The organism is Streptomyces seoulensis, assembly GCF_022846655.1.
Lineage (GTDB): Bacteria > Actinomycetota > Actinomycetes > Streptomycetales > Streptomycetaceae > Streptomyces.
The window spans coordinates 4,872,825-4,894,269 of the sequence record NZ_AP025667.1 but is presented as its reverse complement, the minus strand read 5'-3'; the positions used below and the strand labels follow the sequence as shown (position 1 = coordinate 4,894,269).

The window sequence follows — 21,445 nt, the reverse complement described above, 5'->3', positions numbered from 1 at the left end:
CAGCCAGCTCATGGCGTTCATGTGCGCCACCGGGAAGCACCGCAAGCCCGGCCGGGTCAAGCGCACCACCGCAACTGCGGCCGGTGTCGCGGCCCTCACCACCGGTGTCGTCGGCACCCTCGCGGCTTCCCCGGCACTCGCCGCGGACAACTCCGTCGAGAACACCGGCCTCACCCCCGTCATCACCGTCAGCGACACCCTCGCCGACGAGATCGCCGCGCAGGCCACCGCCCAGAAGGCGACCGCCGAGCGCAAGGCCGCCGAGGAGGCCGCGGAGCGCGCCGCCGCCGAGCGGGCCCGCGAGGCCAAGGAGCGCGCCGCCCGCGACGCCGCGCGCAAGCTTCTCAACTCCTTCGTCATGCCGATCACCGGCTCCTACGTCTCCACCGCCTACCAGTCGTCCAGCTCCCTGTGGTCGTCCGGTTCGCACACCGGCATCGACTTCCACGCCGCCAGCGGCACCACGGTCCACGCGGCCGGTGCCGGGACCGCGGTCTCCACCGGCTGGGGCGGCGCGTACGGCAACGAGATCGTGATCAAGATGGCCGACGGCATGTACACCCAGTACGGCCACCTGTCGTCCATCGGCGTCAGCGTGGGCCAGCGGGTCGTCCCCGGCCAGCAGATCGGCCTGTCCGGCGCCACCGGCAACGTCACCGGCCCGCATCTGCACTTCGAGGCCCGCACCGGCCCCGACTACGGGTCCGACATCGACCCCGTCGCCTACCTCCGCAAGCACGGCGTCGACGTCTGACCCCGAGCCCTGCGAAAGCCCCGGCCCGCCAGGCCGGGGCTTTCGTCGTTCCCGGCGTCCTTTCCACCGGCCCGCTGTCCAAAAAATAGCCATGGATTCCGGTCCGCCATCGGAAATTCCGCCGTATTGCAATAGAGTCACGGAACGGGCGCTGTCGTCGGCGTTTCACGGGGATTAAGGCGGAGGTGGGTCATGCGCATTCCGGCGCACTCGGTGTGCACGGCGATCCGGGACGACATCGTCGCCGGGGTCCACGAGCGCGGCAGCCGGCTCACCGAAGAGGTCCTCGCCCGCCGCTACGGCGTCTCCCGCGTCCCCGTCCGCGAGGCGCTGCGCACGCTGGAGGCCGAGGGCTTCGTCGTGACCCGGCGGCACGCGGGCGCCTGCGTGGCCGAGCCCACCGAGCAGGAGGCCGCCGACCTGCTGGAGATGCGCCTGCTGCTGGAGCCCCTCGGTGCCGCGCGGGCCGCCCAGCGGCGCACCGAGGCCCATCTGAAGGTGCTGCGCGGCCTGGTCAGGCTGGGCCAGGAGCGGGCGCGGCTCGGCAACAGCGACGACCTGCGGGCACTGGACGGCTGGTTCCACGAGACCCTCGCCCAGGCGTGTGGCAGCCACCCGCTGACCTCGGAGCTCACCCGGCTCCGCCACAAGATCGCCTGGATGTACACCGTGGAGGGCCCGGCCAGCCCGCCGGAGTCCTGGGCGGAGCACGGCGCGATCGTGGACGCGGTGGCGCGCGGCGACAGCGAGCGCGCGCGGGCGCTCACGGCGCTGCACACCGAACGCGCGACGCTCGCGCACCGGCCGCGGTCCGCCGCCGACCGGGCGCGGCAGGCGCAACATGCTGTAAACACAGCGGGACTCCGGAATTAACACGGGCGCTGTATACAAAGAGGGATATTCGATCGCCGGGCATTTTCGCTGCCCTTCATCGGCGTGCCGTCAAATTCCGGCGGCACGCTTTTGGTGCTGCCGGAATTCCCTGCACGGAAAACACGCGCCCGCCCGGAAAACACGCCCGCGCGGAAAACGCAGAAGCCGCGCCGCCCCTCAAAGGGGCGACGCGGCTTTCCGTGAGTACGGGTCAGACCGTCTCGGGCAGCTCGTCCAGGCCCTCGGCGACCAGCTTGGCCAGGCGCTCCAGCGCGGCGTCCGAGCCGTCGGCGTCGGAGGCGAGGACGATCTCCTCGCCACCCTGGGCGCCCAGGCCCAGGACGGCCAGCATCGAGCCGGCGTTGACCGGGGTGCCGCCGGACTTGGCGATGGTGACCGGGACGCCTGTGGCCGTGGCGGCTCGGACGAAGATGGAAGCGGGGCGGGCGTGGAGGCCCTCGGCCCAGCCGACGTTGACGCGGCGCTCAGCCATGTGATGCTGCCCTTCAGTCTCTCAGGTTGTCTAGACCAGTTTCCCACACCGGGAAGCGTGTCCGGAGCGGTACTTCACCCCTCCGGAACCTCTCCGGACCAGTCGTCGGACCGCGGCCTCGGCCCGACTTCCGTGTCCCACACACTGCCTCGCGCCGTACGCCCGCGCGAGCCGTACCCTGGGGCCCATGCAGACCCCGGCGGACCGGCAGGACCGGCACGAGTACCCCGCCCACTGGGAGGCGGACGTGGTGCTGCGCGACGGCGGGACCGCGCGCATCCGGCCCATCACCGCCGACGACGCCGACCGTCTCGTCAGCTTCTACGAGCAGGTGTCCGACGAGTCGAAGTACTACCGCTTCTTCGCGCCGTACCCCCGGCTCTCCGCCAAGGACGTGCACCGCTTCACACACCACGACTTCGTGGACCGGGTGGGGCTCGCCGCCACCGTGGGCGGCGAGTTCATCGCCACCGTACGCTACGACCGCATCGGCGCCGACGGCATGGCCGCCTCCGCCCCGGCCGACGAGGCCGAGGTCGCCTTCCTGGTGCAGGACGCCCATCAGGGCCGGGGTGTCGCCTCCGCGCTGCTGGAGCACATCGCGGCCGTCGCCCGCGAGCGCGGCATCCGCCGCTTCGCCGCCGAGGTGCTGCCCGCCAACAGCAAGATGATCAAGGTGTTCACGGACGCCGGGTACACCCAGAAGCGCAGCTTCGAGGACGGCGTGGTCCGGCTGGAGTTCGGGCTCGAACCCACCGACCGCTCGATGGCCGTGCAGTTGGCGCGGGAGCAGCGCGCCGAAGCCCACTCCGTGCGGCGGCTGCTGGCCCCCGGCTCCGTCGCCGTCATCGGTGTCGGCCGCGCGCCCGGCGGCGTCGGCCGCAGCGTCCTCGGCAACATCGGGGCCGCCGGCTACCGGGGCCCGCTGTACGCGGTGAACAACGCCTACCCGGACGGCCTCCACGAGGTCGACGGAGTGCCCGCGTACCGCTCGGTCCGGGAGATCGAGGGCCCGGTGGACGTGGCCGTGGTCGCCGTGCCGGCCGACGCGGTGCCCGCCGTGGTCGCCGAGTGCGGCGAACACGGGGTGCAGGGACTCGTCGTGCTGTCCGCCGGGTACGCCGAGAGCGGCCCCGAGGGGCGTGAGCGGCAGCGGGCCCTGGTCCGGCAGGCACGCGCCTACGGCATGCGGATCATCGGCCCGAACGCCTTCGGCGTCATCAACACCGCCGAGGACGTGACGCTCAACGCCTCGCTCGCCCCCGAGATGCCCCGGCCGGGCCGCATCGGGATGTTCGCCCAGTCCGGCGCCATCGGCATAGCCCTCCTCTCCCGGCTGCACCGGCGCGGGGGAGGGGTCACCGGGGTCACCGGCATCTCCACCTTCGTCTCCTCCGGCAACCGCGCCGACGTCTCCGGCAACGACCTCCTGCAGTACTGGTTCGACGACCCCGACACCGATGTCGTCCTCATGTACCTGGAGTCCATCGGCAACCCCCGCAAGTTCACCCGGCTCGCCCGGCGCACCGCCGCCGCCAAGCCGCTCGTCGTGGTGCAGGGCGCGGGCTCCGCCCCGCAGGGCCACGCGGTACGGGCCACCCAGCTCCCGCACGCCACCGTGTCCGCGCTGCTGCGGCAGGCCGGGGTGATCCGCGTGGACACCATCACCGAACTGGTCGACGCCGGGCTGCTGCTGGCCCGCCAGCCCCTCCCGGCCGGCCCGCGCGTCACCATCCTCGGCAACTCCGAGTCCCTCGGCATCCTCACCTACGACCGCTGCCTCGCGGAGGGGCTGCGGCCCTCCCGCCCGCTGGACCTGACCACCGGCGCCACCGCCGCCGACTTCCACCGGGCGCTGGCCCACGCCCTCGCCGACGACACCTGCGACGCCGTCGTGGTCACCGCCATCCCCGCCATCGGGGAGGGCTCACCGGACGACGCCGAGCTGGCCGAGGCGCTGCGCTCGGCGGCCGCCGCCGTGCCCGGCAAGCCGGTGCTGGTCGTGCACGTGGAGCTGGGCGGCCTCGCCGAGGCGCTGTCCGCCGCCACCAGCACCCACCCGCAGGCGGGCGCCCCCGTGCTGCCCCCCGTACCGCTGCCCGACGGCGACGCCGACGAGGGCGGTCCGCGGCTGATCCCCGCCTACCCCGCCGCCGAGCGCGCCGTCCGCGCGCTGGCCGAGGCCGTCCGGTACGGGCAGTGGCGCCGGGAGGCCGCCGAGCCCGGCAAGGTGCCCGAGTACGACGACGTCGACGAGCGCAAGGCCGCCGAGATCATCGCCGGGCTGCTGGAGCGCGGCGAAGGGCTGGCCGTCGGGCCCGAGGACACCCGTGAGCTGCTCGCCACGTACGGCATCCACGTCCGCCCGGCGCTCCCCGCGCCCACCCCGGACGCCGCCGCCTCCGCGGCCCGCTGCCTCGGCTACCCGGTCGCCCTCAAGGCCACCGCACCCCACCTGCGGCACCGCGCCGACCTCGGCGGGGTCCGGCTCGACCTCACCGACGAGGAGCAACTGCGGCGGGCGTACGCCGAATTGACCGAGCTGTTCGGGCCGCCCGGGCAACTGCGGCCGGTGGTGCAGGCCATGGCACCCAGGGGCGTGGACACCGTCGTACGGTCGGTCATCGACCCGGCGGCCGGTGCCGTGCTGTCCTTCGGGCTGGCCGGGGCCGCCTCCCAGCTCCTCGGTGACATGGCGCACCGGCTGGTCCCCGTCACCGACCGCGACGCCACCTCCCTGATCCGCTCCATCCGCACCGCCCCGCTCCTCTTCGGCTGGCGCGGCTCCACCCCCGTGGACACCCCCGCGCTGGAGGAGCTGCTGCTGCGGGTCTCCCGCCTGGTCGACGACCACCCCGAGGTGGTGGCCATCACCCTGGAACCGGTCGTCGTCGCCCAGCACGGCCTCACCGTCCTCGACGCCACGATCCGCCTGGCACCCCCACCGGCCCGCAACGACCTCGGCCCACGCACGCTGCCGGTGTACTGAGCGGTCCCGCGGCACTGAACGAAGGGAGACCGTGTGCGAGGTGTCCCACAGCTCACTTCTCGCACACGAGGCCCGTCCCTTCCCGCCGGCCCCAGCGGACGCGGACCCTTGTCCTGCCTCATCACCGCCGAGAGCGTCGAGGTGCCGGTCGGACTGGTCCGGCGGGACGCCTCGGGTCCCCGTGACTGGCCCGGAGCGCCCCCGCCCACGGATTAGGATGGACGCCATGGCCAAGACCAGTACGACGACCCAGGGGCTTCGCGCGGCGATCGAGCGCAGCGGCTACTACCCGGCCCTCGTGGCCGAGGCGGTGGAGGCCGCTGTCGGCGGCGAGCCCGTCCGGTCGTACCTGGTCCACCAGGAGACCACGTTCGACCAGAACGAGGTCCGCCGCCATGTGACCGTCCTCGTGCTCACCGCCAACCGCTTCATCGTCAGCCACACCGACGAGCAGGCCGCCGACGGCACCTCCCCGACGCCGTACGCCACCACGTCCACGGAGTCCGTGAAGATCGGCCGGATCTCCTCCGTCGTGGTCAGCCGGGTGGTGGCCAACCCGGAGCAGTACACGCCGGGCACCCTGCCCCGCGAGGTCGTCCTCACCATCGGCTGGGGCGCGGTCAGCCGTCTCGACCTGGAGCCCGCCGCCTGCGGCGACCCGAACTGCGAGGCCGACCACGGCTACACCGGCAGCTCCACCGCCGACGACCTCAGCCTGCGCGTGAGCGAGGCCGGGGACGGCCCGGAGACCGTGCGCCAGGCGCTCGTCTTCGCCCAGGCCATCTCCGAGGCGACCGCGGACGTCACGCGCTGATGTCCCACCCCTCGCCCTGGGACGCCCTGGAACCCCTCGCCCTGGACACCGCGCCGCTGCCCGAGTACGGCAGCGGCTCCCTGGCCGACCTGCTGCCGACCCTGGCCGCCGGCCTGAGCGTCCCCGGCATGACCCCCACCATCGCCGAGCTGACCCCGGCCGACCGGGTCTGCGTCTTCCTCGTCGACGGGCTCGGCTGGGAGCAGCTACGCGCCCACCCCGACGAGGCGCCGTTCCTGAACTCCCTGCTGGCCTCCTCGCGCGGCGGCACCGGCCGCCCCCTCACCGCCGGTTACCCCGCGACCACCGCGACGTCGCTGGGCTCCGTCGGCACGGGCCTGCCGCCCGGCGCGCACGGCCTGCCCGGCTACACGGTGCGCGACCCCGCCACCGGCCAGTTGATGAACCAGCTCCGCTGGCAGCCCTGGACCCCGCCGCACGCCTGGCAGCCGTACCCGACGGTGTTCGAACTGGCCGACCGCGCCGGAGTGCACGCCGCCCAGGTGTCCTCGCCCCACTTCCAGAACACCCCGCTCACCAAGGTCGCGCTCAGCGGCGGCACCTTCCTCGGACGGCTCAGCGGCGAGGACCGCATGGACGTCGCGGCCGAACAGCTCGCCGCCGGGGACCGCTCGCTGGTCTACACGTACTACGCCGAACTGGACGGCGCCGGGCACCGCTACGGCGTCGGCTCCGACACCTGGCGCGGCCAGCTCATGTACGTCGACCGGCTCGCCCAGCGGCTGGCCGAACAGCTCCCGCCGCGCAGCGCGCTCTACGTCACCGCCGACCACGGCATGGTCGACATCCCCTTCGACGAGGACCACCGCATCGACTTCGACGCGGACTGGGAGCTGCGCGCCGGCGTCTCCCTCCTCGGCGGCGAGGGCCGCGCCCGGCACGTGTACGCCGTGCCCGGCGCCCAGAACGACGTGCTGACCTGCTGGCGCGAGGTGCTCGGCGACCGCTTCTGGATCGCGTCCCGCGACGAGGCGATCGACGCGGGCTGGTTCGGGCCGCACGTGGACGAGCGTGTGTACGCGAGGATCGGCGACGTGGTCGCCGCCGCGCACGACGACGTGGTGATCACCGCCTCCGAGCGCGAGCCCAAGGAGTCGCTGATGGTCGGCAACCACGGCTCGATGACCCCGGCCGAGCAGCTCGTCCCGCTCCTCGAAGTCCGCTCCTGACCCTCCCCCCCACCGTCTATTCGCCGAAAGGTGCTCAACCCCTCATGCCCGAGCTGGTGTTCTTCTCCGGAACGATGGACTGCGGGAAGTCGACCCTGGCTCTGCAGATCGAGCACAACCGCTCGGCGCGAGGACTCCAGGGCCTGATCTTCACGCGGGACGACCGCGCCGGCGAGGGCAAGCTGTCCTCCCGCCTCGGCCTGGTCACCGACGCGGTCGAGGCGATGCCCGGCATGGACCTGTACGGCCATGTCGTGGCCCTGATGTCGCGCGGCGGCAAGGTCGACTACGTGATCGTGGACGAGGCGCAGTTCCTCGGCCCCGAGCAGATCGACCAGTTGGCCCGCGTGGTGGACGACCTGGACCTCGACGTCTTCGCCTTCGGCATCACCACCGACTTCCGCACCAAGCTCTTCCCCGGCTCCCAGCGCCTGATCGAACTCGCCGACCGGATAGAGACGCTCCAGGTCGAGGCGATGTGCTGGTGCGGCGCCCGCGCCACGCACAACGCCCGCACGGTCGGCGGCGAGATGGTCGTGGAGGGCGAGCAGGTGGTGGTCGGCGACGTGAACCGCCCCGCCACGGCCATCGGCTACGAGGTCCTGTGCCGCCGCCACCACCGCCGCCGGATGACGGCCGCCGCCACCCAGGCCGGCGCCCTGTCCCCCGACGTGCTTCCGGTGACCTCGGGCTGAGTCACCTCCGGGGCCGTGGCAGCGCCCCCGGTCTGCGCACCACGCCGAGCCGGGCCCCGTGCGGGTCCGCCACCGTGGCCACCCGGCCGTACGGGCTGTCGTGGGCCGGCTCCAGCAGACGGCCACCGAGGTCCAGCACCTGCCGGACCGAGGCGTCCGTGTCCGTCACCTCGAAGTGGGGCATCCAGTGCGCGCCCAGGGAGCGGGGGAGCGCCTGGCCCATGCCGCGCAGCGCCACCACCGGACGGCCGCCGCTGCGCAGGGTGATGTGGTCCGGCGCCGACGGGGGCTGTGCCTCGTAGCCGAACACCCGCGTGTAGAACGTCGTCACGCGCACCGCGGAGGCGGTCCGCAGCTCGGTCCACGCGGGCAGGCCCGGTCCGCCGCCCGCCTTGGCGGGGTGCGCCCAGGCGGTGCAGAAGCCGAAGACCGCCCCGGACGGGTCGGCGGCGATGGCCACCCGGCCGTTGTCCCCGGCGTCCAGCGGGCCCACCGCGACCGTGCCGCCGGACAGCCGCACCCGCTCGGCCGTGAGGTCCACGTCGTCCGAGGCGAGGTAGGGCGTCCAGGCGGCCGACAGCCCGGCGTCCGGGGGCAGTTGGTTGATGACCGCCACCTCCTGCCCGTGCAGCGACGCCCGCACCGGGCGGCCGAGCGGGCCGGCCCGGAACTCCCAGCCGAACACGGCCCCGTAGAAGTCCTCGGCGGCGTCCGCCGCCCGCGTCATCAGGCTCACCCAGCACGGCGTGCCGGGCGCGTGCGGGGCTCGTGGGTCCGCCGACTCCGGTGCCTCGGTCATCGATCACTCCCTCTCCGGTCCCTCCTGGGGGCCGTCTCGCATCCGCTCCCCGCGGGCGGGGCCGGTAGCCGGCGCCCGCGTGCCCGTGCCGCCACCGGTACGTGACGGCGCGTGATTCTGGCGGAAGGTCCGGTCGGCCGCCGTTCGCCGCGCGGGCGATGACCGGCGAGTGCCGCCGAACGCACACTGTGTGCCCGATACCGTACGCCGTGTGATCGGGTCCGTCCGGCCGAGCAGAGTAGCCGGAGCCGGGCGTGGCGGCCACCCCGTGCGCGAGGATGGCGTCATGACAGTCATCATCACCGCCTCCGAACTCGCCCGGGACCTGGCCGGACCGACCCCGCCGACGCTGCTGGACCTGCGCTGGCAACTGAGCGCGCCGGACGCCCCCGCCTTCGACGCCCGCGCCGCGTACGAGGCCGGACACCTCCCCGGCGCGGTCTTCGCCGACCTGAACAGGGAACTGGCGTCGGCCCCCGGTCCTCGCGGGCGTCATCCCCTGCCGGACATCGCGGAGTTCGGCGCTGCCATGCGCCGCGCGGGCGTGTCCACCGGCACCCCGGTCGTCGTGTACGACGGCGGCCAGGGCTGGGCGGCCGCCCGAGCGTGGTGGCTGCTGCAGGCGACGGGTCACCCGAACGTGAGGGTGCTCGACGGCGGGTTGACGGCGTGGGAGGGGCCGCTGTCCACGGACGTACCGACCCCGGCGGAGGGCGACTTCGAGCCGCTGCCGGAGGCGACCGGGGTGCTCGACGCCGCAAGCGCGGCCGAACTCGCGGGCTCGGGTGTCCTGCTGGACGCGCGCGCGGGGGAGCGGTACCGGGGCGAGGTGGAGCCCATCGACCGGGTGGGCGGGCACATTCCGGGCGCGCTGTCGGCGCCGACGGCGGAGAACGTGGGCCCCGACGGCCGCCTCCTGTCCGCCGCCGACCTGCGTGACCGCTTCAAGGCGCTCGGCGTCTCCGGGGACGCGCCGGTCGGTGTCTACTGCGGCTCCGGCGTCTCCGCCGCCCACGAGGTACTGGCCCTCGCGGTCGCGGGCATCCCGGCCGCGCTGTACGTGGGCTCCTGGTCGGAGTGGTCGGCCGACCCGTCCCGCCCGGTCGCGGTGGGACCGGACCCGCGGTAGGGCCGCAGTCGCGGGGCGGGGCGCAGGGTGGACCTGTGTCGCCGCCAGGCGAGGGCCGAGTGGGGGAAGGTGCCCCCACTCCACCCCGACAGCCGGGCTACTCCTGCTTCTTGCGCCGGGTGCCGAACACGATCTCGTCCCAGCTCGGTACGGCGGCCCGGCGGCCGGGGCGCACCCCGTCGGCCTCGGCCTGGCGGTCGGTCGCGCCGGTCAGCCGGTCGCGGTGGCTGGAGACGGCGCGGGGCATGAGCACGTCCGCGTACGCGGAACCGGCCGACGCGGCGGGCGCCGGGGGCTCCTCCTCCAGGACCTCCTCGGCCGGCTCCTCCGGAGGCTCCGGGGGCCGTTCCGGCACCACCAGGTCGCCCCGGAAGCTTGGCACGGCCTCCAACAGGCTGGTCAGGGAGTCGCGTTCGCTCGTGCTCTCGTCGACGGGCTCGGACGGCTGCGCGGGCAGGCTGGGCCGCTCGCGGTCGCCCCGGTCGAGGGCGCGGTCCATGCCGCGGTCGCGCGGCAGCCGCGCGATGCGCGGGACGAACGGGAAGCTGGGCTCGGGCACCGCGAGGTCGTCGGACTCGCCGATCAGCGAGCGCGCCTCGTCGTCGACGGCCTGGACGAGCCGCCGGGGCGGGTCGTACGTCCAGCTCGCCGAGTGCGGTTCACCCGCGACCAGGTAGACGAGCAGGACCTCCCAGGTGCCGTCGTCCCGGCGCCAGGAGTCCCACTGCACGGTGTCCTTGTCGGCGCCCCGCAGCAACAGCCGCTCCTGCACGGCCTCGCCGAGCAGCGGGCCGGAGTTCTCGCCGGGGCGGCGGACGGGGGTCTTGCGGGCGCGCTCGGCCATGAAGGCGCGCTCGGCGAGTACGGGTCCCTCGAAGCGGCGGACCCGGTCGACCGGGATGCCGGCGAGCTGGGCGACCTCTTCCGCGGTGGCACCTGCTCGTATCCGCGCCTGGATGTCCCGGGGGCGGAGGTGGCTCTCCACCTCGATCTCGATCTGGCCGAGGCGGGGGCGGTCACCGCGCACGGCGGCGCGCAGCCGCTCGTCGATCGGAAGGGTGTACTCCGTCGCGTCGGCAGCCTTGAGCACCAGCCGTGTGCCGTCATTCGAGACGGCCACGACACGCAGTTCGGGCATGGGGACCTCCCGGATGGTGCCTGCCGACGTCACGTGCGTCGCTGCTTCCGCTAGTCGAGTGTGGCCTGCCCGAGCGCAACCTGCCACAACCTTGCCGAGTTGCCCGGCGTGTCGGGCACTGGCCCAGCACTGCCGTTATGACACGGTTACTTGTTCGCAACGCTGAGTGACGAACTTCATCACCCTGTGCAACTTTCCCCCTCCTGGCGGCCCTGCGGGCCCCCGGACATCCCTATGGGACACCGGTGCCCAGGGCTCGCAACAGTACTCCATTCGGGCCATGCGCGTGCTTCGGCGCGCCATTCAACTTCAGTCGCGGGGTGCGACTTGGCCGCCCATGGGCGGGTTCCGCCATGCACCAACGTGGCGAAGTTCACGCAATCCGGCGAAACGGAACTAATGGTTTCGTCCGCACGTCCCTCACTCGTGCGATCCACCGGCCGGCGGTGGTCGCGCATCTGATCGAGTACGGGAAAGGCAGGCAGGTTCCGGGTATGCGTGAAACGCCCGATGCGGGTCGAAAGCGGTTCGACCTGAACGTCCCCCAGGTCGCGGGCAGTGCGCTCGCGGCGATCGTGGCGGCCAAGATGGCCTCCTACTTCGGGGTGTACGGCACGATCCTGGGCGCCGGAGTGGTCAGCATCGTCGCCACGTGCGGCGGCTCGGTCTTCCAGCAGCTCTTCCGGAGCACGGGGGAGCAGATCCGCGAGGCCAGGGACACCACGCGCCCCCGTGTGGGGGCCGTCGCGGGTCATCCGGAGCCGGTGGAGGGCACGTTCACCGAGGGCACCGTCTACCGCGCGAAGGTCAAGAGCTGGAAGCGCCCGCTCCTCGCCGCGGCCCTGGTCTTCGGCGTCACGATGGGTGGCATCACCGCCTACGAGGCGGCGTCCGGCAACAACTTCAGCGGCGGCTCGGGCACCACCGTCAGCGACGCCGTCGGCGGCCGTGGCTCCTCCCACCACCACCGCAGGGACGACGACGACCCGGCGCCCGTCACCACCCCGTCCGGGACGACGGCCCCGACCGAGGAGACCCCGTCCGGCGGTGGCGGTGCCACGACGCGTCCGACCACGCCCGAGACCACCAGGACCCCGAGCGGCCGGCCGAGCACCGAGCCCGGCCAGGACGCGACCACCACGGCCCCCACGCCCAGCGAGGGGACGACCGGGTCGACGCCTACCGCCCCAGAACCCTCCGCAAGTAGTCGTTCTGGAACAGGCGTTCCGGATCCAGTCGGTTCCGCACTGCCGTGAACTCGGTGAAGCGCGGATACACCCCTTCGAGGTACCCCGCGTCCCGCGTGTGCACCTTCCCCCAGTGCGGCCGCCCCTCGTGCGCGGTGAACACACGCTCGGCCGCGCTGAAGTACGCCTGATACGGGGTGCCCCGGAACATGTGCACGGCGATGTACGCGCTGTCCCGGCCCGAGGCCGTGGACAGCGCGATGTCGTCCGCCGGGGCGGTGCGCACCTCGACCGGGAAGCTGATCCGCAGACCCGAGCGTTCGATCACCGCCTTCAGCTCGCGCAGCGTCTCCGCCAGCGCCGCGCGGGGCACCGCGTACTCCATCTCCACGAACCGCACCCGGCGCGGTGAGGTGAACACCCGGTACGGGATGTCGGTGTAGGACCGCGCCGACAGGGCCCGGCTGGAGATCCGGGCGATGGTCGGGACGGAGACGGGGGCCGCGCGGCCAGCCCACTGGGCCACCTGGAAGACGCCGTTGGACAGGAACTCGTCCTCGAACCAGCCGGCGGCCCGCCCCACCGGTCGCGCGGGGCCCTCGCTGCGGTTGTTGCGCTTGGTGTTGGTGCTGCCGGTGTGCGGGAACCAGTAGAACTCGAAGTGCTCGTTCTCCGCCCAGAGTTGATCGAACTCGGCCAGTACCCGGTCGAGCGGCATCGGCTCCTCGCGCGCGGTGAGGAGGAACAGCGGCTCCACGGCGAGGGTCAGCGCGGTGACGACACCCAGCGCGCCGAGGCCGATCCGGGCGGCCGCGAACACCTCGGGGTTCTGCCCGGCCGAGCAGGTGAGCACCGAGCCGTCGGCGGTGACGAGTTCGAGCCCCGTGATCTGGGCGGCTATGGAGCCGGACTCCCGGCCGGTGCCGTGGGTGCCGGTGCTGGTGGCCCCGGCGACCGTCTGCTCCATGATGTCGCCCATGTTGGTGAGCGACAGACCCTCGCGCGCCAGCGCCGCGTTGAGGCGCTTGAGCGGAGTGCCCGCCTCGACCGTCACGGTCATGGCGGTGCGGTCGATGCCGCGGATGCCGGTCAGCAGATCCGGGCGGATCAGCACCCCGTCCGTGGCGGCGACCGAGGTGAAGGAGTGTCCGGTGCCCACCGCCTTCACCCGCTGACCGCGTTCGGCGGCCCCGCGCACCTCCGCGGCCAGTTCCTCGACCGAGGCCGGCGTCACCTGCCGGGCGGGCCGGGCGGTCACGTTGCCGCCCCAGTTACGCCACGTTCCGTGCTTCCCGCTCGCCGTGCTGCTCAACGGTGCCTCCCCGCCCCGTGACCGGCCTGTGCAGCCGGCGGTACCCGAGGAAACCGCCCACGACCGCGGCCGCCCCGGCGACCGCCGGGACCCAGTACCCGGCGCGCGCGTCGGCCGCGTCGATCACCCAGCCCGCCATGGCGGAGCCGAGCGCGACCCCGACCGCCAGGCCGGTGCCCACCCAGGTCATGCCCTCGGTGAGGTTCGCGCGAGGTACGTGCTTCTCGATGAGGGACATCGTCGTGATCATCGTCGGTGCGATGGACAGCCCCGCAACGAACAGTGCCGCGGCCAGAAGCGCCAGGTTTCCGACCAGTAGGAGTGGGATCATACTCATGGCCATCGCGCCCACGCCCAGCAGCCAACGGCGCTGCGGCGGACCGGAGAAGCGCAGCAGCCCGAAGACCACGCCCGCGAGGCAGGACCCCGCCGCGTAGAGCGCGAGGACCACGCTGGCCGCGCCCTTGTGGCCGCGCTCGTCGGCGAAGGCGACGGTGACCACGTCGATCGCGCCGAAGATCGTGCCCGTGGCCACGAACGTCGCCACCAGCACCTGGAGTCCGGGGGAGCGCAGCGCGCTGCCCGTGCCGTGCTGCTCGCGCGAGTGCGGCACCGGCTCGGTGGCCCGCTGGGCGGTCAGCCAGAACACGCCCACGGCCAGGCAGCAGGCCGCGAGCAGCGGGCCCGCCTCCGGGAACCAGGCCGTGGACAGGCCGATGGAGAGGATCGGCCCGAAGATGAAGCAGACCTCGTCGACGACCGACTCGAAGGAGTAGGCCGTGTGCAGCCTCGGGTCGCCGCCGTACAGCGCGGCCCAGCGGGACCGGATCATCGCGCCCAGGCTGGGCACCGCGCCGACGCCGGCCGCGAAGGCGAACAGCGTCCAGTCCGGCCATCCGAAGTGCGCGGCCAGCAGCAGCCCGGCGGCCGCGGCGAGCGCCACCAGGGTCGCGGGGCGCAGCACCCGGCGCTGGCCGTGCCGGTCCACCAGCCGGGAGATCTGCGGTCCGAGCACGGCGGCGGAGAGCGCCATGGTGGCCGAGAGCGCGCCCGCGAGGCCGTAGCGCCCGGTGAGCTGGGAGATCATCGTGACCACGCCGATGCCCATCATCGACAGCGGCATCCGGCCGACGAGACCCGCGGCGGAGAAGCTCTTGGTACCCGGTTCGGTGAACAGGGCGCGATAGGGGCTGGGCACGCGGGACTCCGTCTGGACTGCTCGGTAAGGCGCGAAGAAGGTGGATACAGCTTACGAGTTAGGTGACCCTAATGCAGCCGCCCGTCGCATCGGGTGAACCACCGCATAAACCTCCTTTTCCGGCGTACCCCCGTGCCGTTTCACCCCTGTCGGTGCCGGGTGGCAGGATCGAGTCATGCCAGACGAGCTCGATGCCGCCCCCTATGACGCCCTCCTCCTGCTCTCCTTCGGCGGTCCCGAAGGGCCGGACGACGTGGTCCCGTTCCTGGAGAACGTGACCCGCGGCCGCGGGATCCCCAAGGAACGCCTCAAGGAGGTCGGGCAGCACTACTTCCTGTTCGGCGGGGTCAGCCCGATCAACGAGCAGAACCGCGCCCTGCTGGACGCCCTGCGCAAGGACTTCGCCGACCACGGGCTGGACCTGCCGGTCTACTGGGGCAACCGCAACTGGCAGCCGTACCTCACCGACACCCTGCGCGAGATGACCGCCGACGGCCGCCGCCGCGTCCTGGTCCTCGCCACCAGCGCCTACGCCTCCTACTCGGGATGCCGCCAGTACCGGGAGAACCTGGCCGACGCGCTCGGGACGCTCCGGGCCGAGGGCCTGACGCCCCCGGAGGTCGACAAGCTGCGGCACTACTTCAACCACCCGGGCTTCGTCGAGCCCATGGTCGACGGTGTGCTGCGCTCGCTCGCCGACCTCCCCGAGGAGGTCCGCGACGGCGCCCACATCGCCTTCACCACCCACTCCATCCCGACCGCCGCGGCCGACACCTCCGGCCCGGTCGAGGACCACGGGGACGGCGGCGCCTACGTCGCCCAGCACCTGGAGGTGGCCCGGCTGATCGCCGACGCCGTCCGGGAGCGGACCGGCGTCGACCACCCCTGGCAGCTCGTCTACCAGTCCCGCTCCGGCGCCCCGCACATCCCCTGGCTGGAGCCGGACATCTGCGACCACCTCGAGGAGCGGCACGCCGCCGGGGTCCCGGCCGTGGTCATGGCGCCCATCGGGTTCGTCTCCGACCACATGGAGGTCCTCTACGACCTCGACACCGAGGCCACGGCCAGGGCGGCGGAGCTGGGCCTGCCGGTGCGCCGCTCGGCCACCGTGGGCGCCGACCCCCGCTTCGCGGCCGCCGTCCGCGACCTCGTCGTGGAGCGCGCCGGCACCGAGCGCGGCGAGGCCGTCACGCCGTGCTTCCTGGGCGCGCTCGGCGCGAGCCACGACCTGTGTCCGGTCGGCTGCTGCCCGGCGCGGGCCCCGCGCCCGGCCGCCGCGGGCGCCGACAGCCCCTACGCCTGAGGAGACCCGTGACCGACCCCCTCCACTCCGAACTGCTCCGGATCGCCCAGCAGGCCGCCCGTGAGGCGGGCGCGCTGCTGCGCGACGGCCGCCCGGCCGACCTCGCGGTGGCCGCGACCAAGTCCAGCCCGGTCGACGTGGTCACCGAGATGGACCTCGCCGCCGAGAAGCTGATCGTCGACCTGATCTCCGGCCGCCGCCCCGAGGACGGGTTCCTCGGCGAGGAGGGCGCCAGCGCCGAGGGCACCAGCGGGGTGCGCTGGGTGATCGACCCGCTCGACGGCACGGTCAACTACCTGTACGGGCTGCCCACCTGGGCGGTGTCCATCGCGGCCGAGGTGGACGGGGAGACCGTCGCCGGTGTGGTCGCGGCCCCGATGCGCGGCGAGACCTACCAGGCCGTGCTCGGGGGCGGGGCCTGGGCCACCGGCGCGGGGGAGGGTGAGCGCCCGCTGGCCTGCCGTCCGCCGGCCCCGCTGGACCAGGCACTGGTCTCGACCGGCTTCAACTACGTCACCGAGGTCCGTGCCCGCCAGGCCGCGATCGCGGCCCGCCTGATCCCGCTGGTCCGGGACATCCGGCGCGGCGGCTCGGCGGCGATCGACCTGTGCGACCTGGCCTGCGGCCGCCTCGACGGGTACTACGAGCGCGGACTCAACCCGTGGGACGTGGCCGCGGGGGACCTCATCGCGCGGGAAGCGGGCGCCGTGACCGGTGGGCGGCCCGGAGAGCGCCCCTCGGGCGAGCTGACACTCGCGGCCACGCCGAGCGTCTTCGAGCCCCTCCAGCGGCTGCTGGGGGACTTCGGGGCCTGGCAGGACTGACCGCGCCGCGCACATGACCGAAGCGGGACCCTGGGCACGGGCGTGCCGGGGTCCCGCGGATGTCTCCGGGCCGGTCAGGCGTGGGTGACGCCGACCTCCACGCCGTGCTCGGCCGCGAGGCGGCGCAGGTCGTCCAGCTCGCCCTGCTCCACCTCGACGAGGAAGTCGTCCCCCTCGTCACGAGCCCGCGTCAGGTCGGACTCGGTCGCTTTTATGCGCTGCAGAAGTCCCGTGGTGAAAGCGTCCATGCTGCGCCCCCTCGTCCTGGGTCGTGGGTCGGTGGCACGGGTGTGCCTGTTTTCAAGGAAGGGGCGATCATCGCCGCGGGTGCCCAGCGCTGCCCTGCTGGGCGGCGGCGGTGCCGGACATCCGCGCCCGCTCCGCGGAGTGATCGCGGAGTACCGCATGGTGCTGCGGCACATGCAGAGCGTGATCGCGGGGTGTAAAGCCGTCCTCCCCGCGCGCCAAGTCGGGGAAACCTCACCGACGGGAGAAATTCCGGCATTCTCGTCCCGCCACCCCCGGCCCTGCGGCCCCGCACCCGGCTTACAGCCGACTTATGGCCGAAAAGGGCAGGATGGAGGCCACGATCCCACGGACGGCTCCGCCCGCCCGCGCCCCGGCGCGGCTCACGCGGGTGGACTTCAGGAAGGACTAGCGACGTGCGTGTACTCGTCGTCGAGGACGAGCAGTTGCTCGCCGATGCGGTGGCCACCGGACTGCGCCGGGAGGCCATGGCCGTCGACGTCGTGTACGACGGTGCGGCCGCCCTGGAGCGCATCGGCGTCAACGACTACGACGTGGTCGTCCTCGACCGCGACCTCCCGCTCGTGCACGGCGACGACGTCTGCCGCCGCATCGTGGAGCTGGGGATGCCCACGCGCGTGCTCATGCTCACCGCCTCCGGTGACGTCAGCGACCGCGTCGAGGGGCTGGAGATCGGCGCGGACGACTACCTGCCCAAGCCCTTCGCCTTCAGCGAGCTGATCGCGCGCGTGCGCGCGCTCGGCCGCCGCACCAGCGTCCCCCTGCCCCCGGTCCTGGAGCGGGCCGGCATCAAGCTCGACCCCAACCGCCGCGAGGTCTTCCGCGACGGCAAGGAGGTCCAGCTCGCGCCCAAGGAGTTCGCGGTGCTGGAGGTGCTGATGCGCAGCGAGGGCGCGGTCGTCTCGGCGGAGCAACTGCTGGAGAAGGCGTGGGACGAGAACACCGACCCCTTCACCAACGTGGTGCGGGTGACGGTGATGACGCTCCGCCGCAAACTCGGCGAGCCCCCGGTGATCGTGACCGTCCCCGGCTCCGGCTACCGGATCTGATCCGCCGTGGCCGCCACACCCGCGCCGCCCCAGGCGCCCCCGAAGCCCACCTGGGACCCCCGGCCGCAGCCGCCCTTCCCCTGGCTGCGCCCGACCATCCGGATACGCCTCACGCTGCTGTACGGCGGCATGTTCCTGATCGCGGGCATCCTGCTGCTGTCGATCATCTACCTGCTGGCCGCGCAGGCGATCAGCACCGGCAACCAGCCGCTGTTCAAGATCGTCGGCTATCAGGACCTCCGGGTCTCCAGCAGCAACTGCCCGGCGATCAACAACACCACCAGCCTCTCGCTCCAGGACTTCAACACCGCGATCAGCCAGTGCGTCGACCACCAGCGCCAGGTCGCCCTGGACAACCTGCTCAGCCGCTCGCTGCTGGCCCTGCTGGGCCTCGCGGTGATCGCCTTCGCGTTCGGCTACGCGATGGCGGGCCGGGTGCTCTCCCCGCTGGGCCGGATCACCCGCACCGCCCGTCAGGTGGCCGGGTCCGACCTGTCCCGCCGGATCGAGCTGGACGGCCCGGACGACGAGCTGAAGGAGCTGGCGGACACCTTCGACGACATGCTGGAGCGGCTCCAGCGGGCCTTCACCGCCCAGCAGCGCTTCGTCGGCAACGCCTCCCACGAGCTGCGCACCCCGCTGGCGATCAACCGCACCCTGCTGGAGGTCCACCTCTCGGACCCGAACGCCCCGGTGGAGCTCCAGCAGCTCGGCAAGACGCTGCTGGCCACCAACGAGCGCAGTGAGCAACTGGTGGAGGGCCTGCTGCTGCTCGCCCGCAGCGACAACCAGATCGTCGAGCGGGGTCCGGTGGACCTGGCCGAGGTGGCCGGGCAGGCCATCGATCAGGTGCGCGCCGAGGCCGAGGCCAGGAGCGTGGAGATCCGCAGTGGTCTGGAGCCCGCCGTGGTGCGGGGCAACGGGGTGCTGCTGGAGCGCATCGCGCTCAACCTCGTGCAGAACGCGGTGCGCTACAACGTGGCTCCCGAGGAGGGGGCTGCCGGCAAGGGCGACGATGAGGCGCCGGAGAGCGGCTGGGTGGAGGTCGACACGGCGGTCGAGCACGGCCGCGCGGTGCTGACCGTCTCGAACACCGGTCCCGTGGTGCCCGCCTACGAGATCGACAACCTCTTCGAGCCCTTCAGGCGGCTGCGTACGGAGCGTACGGGGAGCGACAAGGGGGTCGGGCTCGGCCTGTCCATCGTCCGGTCCGTGGCCCGTGCGCACGGCGGCCACATCGCGGCCGTCCCGCGCGAGGGGGGCGGTCTGGTGATGCGCGTGACGCTGCCGTTGTGACCGTGCTTGTCACAGATCCCGACACTCGCGGAGGATGTTCGCTTCGCGCGGAATTTTCCGACCACCGAAAGAGGTTTTCCCTGTGTGATCAATCACATGGGCGGATTTCCAGCCATGCACTCACTGTGATCATGAAGGGGGCCGTAAAGCCGGGAAAATCCGGGTTTTCAAGGCTCCTGATCACGGGAAGTACACGATGAGGCGCCTTTGAGGTGCGGCATTCGGACCGTGTACGGTCCACACCGCCATCCAAGCCGATCACTCACGAGGGGCCGGGTTGGGTGTCGATTGAGTAACAGACCTTGATGTGAGGCAAAATCTCCGCCTCAGGTCGGGCACAAGTCCGGCCTCTCACGCGTTACGTGCGCTGAAGACACCGCAGACACCCAGAGGGGGAGAGCGACCCATGGCAACCGATTACGACACTCCACGCAAGACCGACGACGACGTCGACTCGGACAGTCTCGAAGAGCTGAAGGCCCGCCGGAACGACAAGTCCACCTCCGCGGTGGACGTCGACGAGTTCGAGGCCGCTGAGGGCCTCGAGCTCCCGGGAGCCGACCTCTCCAACGAGGAGCTGGCCGTCCGCGTGCTGCCCAAGCAGCAGGACGAGTTCACCTGCATGAGCTGCTTCCTGGTCCACCACCGCAGCCAGTTGGCCCGTGAGAAGAACGGCCAGCCGATCTGCCGCGACTGCGACTAGGGACGGGTCGGCCGTGACTGGCTCGACCCCTCCGCGGAAGCGCCGCTTCCATCTCCCGGGAGCGGACAAAGGGCCCGTCAAGGGCTCGCACGGCACGCGTGACGACGACGAGCGGGGCCCCGACGCAGCGGGGGCCTCGCTCGAACCGGCGCCCGGGTCCGCGACGGCCAGGACGGAGGATTCCCCCGGCCGCGCGGAGCCGCGACCGCCGGGCCGGGCGGCCGCGATCCGCGACCGCGCCCGGTTGCTGGCCCGCGAAGGCACCCGGAGAGGCGGCACCCACGCCCGCGCGGGAATCGCCTACCTCGCCGACCGGATCATCGACCTCGCCCCGCGCGTCCCCGTACGCGACCTGGCCACCCTGCGCCGGCAGTTCCCGGGCCTCGGGCCCGAGCAGCTCGCCGACAAGCTGGTGTCCGGAGCGGCCACCGGGACGTCCACGGTCGGCGCCGGGATCGGCGCGGCCGCCATGCTCCCCGTACCGCCGGCCATGCCCACCGAGCTGGCCGCCGAGATCACCGGGGTCGCCGCGATCGAGCTGAAGCTCATCGCCGAACTCCACGAGGTCTACGGCCTGCGCCCGCCGGGGAATCTCAAGACCCGCAGCACCGCGTACCTGTCCTCCTGGTCGGGGGAGCGCGGGATCGACGTGATGAAGCCGTCGAGCATCGACGTCGCCCTCGGCGGCCGGATGAAACGCGAACTGCGCCAGCAGATCATGAAGCGCATGGTCCGCAATCTGCCCAACCTCATGCCGTTCATGGTCGGCGCCGCCGTGGGCGCGGTCATGAACCGCCGGGACACCAGAAAGCTCGCCGCACGCATCCGCACCGACCTGCGCAAGAGCCAGGTCCCGTGGGACAGGCTGCCCGAGCTGCCGCCGCTGGAGGAGCCCGAGGACCCGCTGCGGATCGCCGGGTACCCGGAGGGCACGGGGAGCTGACGCCCCCGCGTGGCTCAGGCGGCCGGGGCCTTGGCGCCCGCGATCGCCGCCGCCAGCTTCTCCGGCTCGCGCGTCGACAGGTACAGGTACGGCGTCGGGTCCTGCGGGTCGGTCACCTCGACCCGCAGCGCCGTCGGGATGTAGGCGCGCAGCAGCAGGAACGCGCGGGTGTCGGCCTTGTACGTGCGCCAGGCGCGGGCCTCCTCCGCGTCCAGCACCTCGGCCGCGCCGAGCGCCGACACCGGGATCCGGGCCTCGCCCGCGATCAGCGAGTCGCCTACCACGCGGATGCGCGGGGAGCCGTAGGCGCTGGCCATCACCGCCGCGACGGCCGTACCGCCGACCAGGCCGCCGAGCAGCGGCAGCGTGCCGAAGGGCAGCAGGATCAGGGCGAACGAGACACCCACGAGCACGCTGATCAGCCACCACGAGCGCGGGGCGGTCAGGCGTTCTTCGTAGGGGGCGGCGGAGAGCTGCATGGGCCAAGCT

Annotated in this window: 21 protein-coding genes; 14 read left to right on the top strand and 7 right to left on the bottom strand. The window is 72.9% G+C overall.

All coding sequences use genetic code 11. The features are described 5' to 3' along the window. The first annotated feature begins 10 nt into the window (after positions 1 to 10). Both HEK131_RS22555 and HEK131_RS22550 read left to right on the top strand, forming a co-directional pair. Positions 11 to 754 (top strand): M23 family metallopeptidase, encoded by a 744-nt coding sequence (locus HEK131_RS22555; protein ID WP_244336810.1) that lies wholly within the window; start codon positions 11 to 13, stop codon positions 752 to 754. A 192-nt stretch (positions 755 to 946) separates the two neighbouring features. Then, positions 947 to 1,627, top strand: a complete 681-nt coding sequence (locus HEK131_RS22550) for a GntR family transcriptional regulator (RefSeq protein WP_217464945.1) — start codon at positions 947 to 949, stop codon at positions 1,625 to 1,627. A gap of 211 nt (positions 1,628 to 1,838) precedes the next feature. Here the strand turns inward: HEK131_RS22550 and HEK131_RS22545 are convergent, their stop codons facing one another. Next, a complete protein-coding gene (locus HEK131_RS22545) occupies positions 1,839 to 2,120 on the bottom strand; it encodes an HPr family phosphocarrier protein (protein ID WP_244336809.1) in 282 nt (93 codons plus the stop codon). 187 nt (positions 2,121 to 2,307) lie between these two features. On the opposite strand from HEK131_RS22545, the gene HEK131_RS22540 reads away from it, so the two are divergent. From HEK131_RS22540 to HEK131_RS22525, 4 genes are all read left to right on the top strand, one after another. Then, positions 2,308 to 5,109, top strand: a complete 2,802-nt coding sequence (locus HEK131_RS22540; RefSeq protein ID WP_217464944.1) for a bifunctional GNAT family N-acetyltransferase/acetate--CoA ligase family protein — start codon at positions 2,308 to 2,310, stop codon at positions 5,107 to 5,109. 226 nt (positions 5,110 to 5,335) lie between these two features. Then, positions 5,336 to 5,923, top strand: a complete 588-nt coding sequence (locus HEK131_RS22535) for a DUF5998 family protein (protein ID WP_217464943.1) — start codon at positions 5,336 to 5,338, stop codon at positions 5,921 to 5,923. Then, positions 5,923 to 7,113, top strand: a complete 1,191-nt coding sequence (locus tag HEK131_RS22530; protein WP_244336808.1) for an alkaline phosphatase family protein — start codon at positions 5,923 to 5,925, stop codon at positions 7,111 to 7,113. Before HEK131_RS22535 ends, HEK131_RS22530 begins: the two co-directional genes overlap by 1 nt. 44 nt (positions 7,114 to 7,157) lie before the next feature. Then, entirely contained in the window at positions 7,158 to 7,808 is a 651-nt protein-coding gene (locus HEK131_RS22525; RefSeq protein WP_217464941.1) for a thymidine kinase, read from the top strand. Position 7,809: 1 nt separating this feature from the next. Here HEK131_RS22525 and HEK131_RS22520 read toward each other — a convergent pair whose 3' ends face one another. Beyond that, the gene (locus HEK131_RS22520) at positions 7,810 to 8,607 is read right to left on the bottom strand and encodes a VOC family protein (RefSeq protein ID WP_244336807.1); all 798 of its coding nucleotides are present in this window, start codon (positions 8,605 to 8,607) and stop codon (positions 7,810 to 7,812) included. Positions 8,608 to 8,893: 286 nt separating this feature from the next. Between HEK131_RS22520 and HEK131_RS22515 the strand changes: the two genes are divergently transcribed. Next, the gene (locus HEK131_RS22515; RefSeq protein WP_244336806.1) at positions 8,894 to 9,736 is read left to right on the top strand and encodes a sulfurtransferase; all 843 of its coding nucleotides are present in this window, start codon (positions 8,894 to 8,896) and stop codon (positions 9,734 to 9,736) included. Between the two features lie 97 nt (positions 9,737 to 9,833). Here the strand turns inward: HEK131_RS22515 and sepH are convergent, their stop codons facing one another. Beyond that, positions 9,834 to 10,874 carry a septation protein SepH gene (gene sepH / locus HEK131_RS22510; RefSeq protein WP_244336805.1) on the bottom strand — a complete coding sequence of 347 codons (1,041 nt, stop codon included), beginning with the start codon at positions 10,872 to 10,874 and terminating at the stop codon, positions 9,834 to 9,836. 494 nt (positions 10,875 to 11,368) lie between these two features. Between sepH and HEK131_RS22505 the strand changes: the two genes are divergently transcribed. Next, positions 11,369 to 12,130, top strand: coding sequence for a hypothetical protein (locus tag HEK131_RS22505; RefSeq protein ID WP_244336804.1), 762 nt, complete (start codon positions 11,369 to 11,371; stop codon positions 12,128 to 12,130). On the opposite strand, the gene HEK131_RS22500 is transcribed toward HEK131_RS22505, so the two are convergent. Both HEK131_RS22500 and HEK131_RS22495 read right to left on the bottom strand, forming a co-directional pair. Further along, positions 12,054 to 13,373: a D-arabinono-1,4-lactone oxidase gene (locus HEK131_RS22500; protein ID WP_244336803.1), complete on the bottom strand. Its 1,320-nt coding sequence runs from the start codon at positions 13,371 to 13,373 to the stop codon at positions 12,054 to 12,056. The genes HEK131_RS22505 and HEK131_RS22500 overlap by 77 nt on opposite strands. Continuing rightward, positions 13,333 to 14,571, bottom strand: a complete 1,239-nt coding sequence (locus HEK131_RS22495; protein WP_244336802.1) for an MFS transporter — start codon at positions 14,569 to 14,571, stop codon at positions 13,333 to 13,335. Before HEK131_RS22495 ends, HEK131_RS22500 begins: the two co-directional genes overlap by 41 nt. A gap of 175 nt (positions 14,572 to 14,746) precedes the next feature. Here HEK131_RS22495 and HEK131_RS22490 point away from each other — a divergent pair, with 175 nt between their 5' ends. Both HEK131_RS22490 and HEK131_RS22485 read left to right on the top strand, forming a co-directional pair. Continuing rightward, on the top strand, positions 14,747 to 15,874 hold the full coding sequence (locus HEK131_RS22490; RefSeq protein WP_244336801.1) for a ferrochelatase: 1,128 nt from the start codon (positions 14,747 to 14,749) through the stop codon (positions 15,872 to 15,874). 8 nt (positions 15,875 to 15,882) lie between these two features. Further along, positions 15,883 to 16,698, top strand: coding sequence for an inositol monophosphatase family protein (locus tag HEK131_RS22485; RefSeq protein ID WP_244336800.1), 816 nt, complete (start codon positions 15,883 to 15,885; stop codon positions 16,696 to 16,698). A gap of 74 nt (positions 16,699 to 16,772) precedes the next feature. Here HEK131_RS22485 and HEK131_RS22480 read toward each other — a convergent pair whose 3' ends face one another. After that, positions 16,773 to 16,946 carry a hypothetical protein gene (locus tag HEK131_RS22480; RefSeq protein ID WP_202495507.1) on the bottom strand — a complete coding sequence of 58 codons (174 nt, stop codon included), beginning with the start codon at positions 16,944 to 16,946 and terminating at the stop codon, positions 16,773 to 16,775. Positions 16,947 to 17,360: 414 nt separating this feature from the next. Between HEK131_RS22480 and HEK131_RS22475 the strand changes: the two genes are divergently transcribed. From HEK131_RS22475 to HEK131_RS22460, 4 genes are all read left to right on the top strand, one after another. Next, positions 17,361 to 18,014 (top strand): response regulator transcription factor, encoded by a 654-nt coding sequence (locus HEK131_RS22475; protein WP_007387794.1) that lies wholly within the window; start codon positions 17,361 to 17,363, stop codon positions 18,012 to 18,014. 6 nt (positions 18,015 to 18,020) lie between these two features. Beyond that, complete coding sequence (locus tag HEK131_RS22470) at positions 18,021 to 19,310, top strand: sensor histidine kinase (RefSeq protein ID WP_244336799.1); 1,290 nt, start codon at positions 18,021 to 18,023, stop codon at positions 19,308 to 19,310. 406 nt (positions 19,311 to 19,716) lie between these two features. Further along, positions 19,717 to 20,013 (top strand): DUF4193 domain-containing protein, encoded by a 297-nt coding sequence (locus tag HEK131_RS22465; protein WP_005481602.1) that lies wholly within the window; start codon positions 19,717 to 19,719, stop codon positions 20,011 to 20,013. Positions 20,014 to 20,026: 13 nt separating this feature from the next. Next, positions 20,027 to 20,956 (top strand): hypothetical protein, encoded by a 930-nt coding sequence (locus HEK131_RS22460; RefSeq protein WP_244336798.1) that lies wholly within the window; start codon positions 20,027 to 20,029, stop codon positions 20,954 to 20,956. Between the two features lie 14 nt (positions 20,957 to 20,970). Here the strand turns inward: HEK131_RS22460 and HEK131_RS22455 are convergent, their stop codons facing one another. Then, positions 20,971 to 21,435 carry a DUF3093 domain-containing protein gene (locus HEK131_RS22455; RefSeq protein WP_217464930.1) on the bottom strand — a complete coding sequence of 155 codons (465 nt, stop codon included), beginning with the start codon at positions 21,433 to 21,435 and terminating at the stop codon, positions 20,971 to 20,973. Positions 21,436 to 21,445 lie beyond the last annotated feature (10 nt).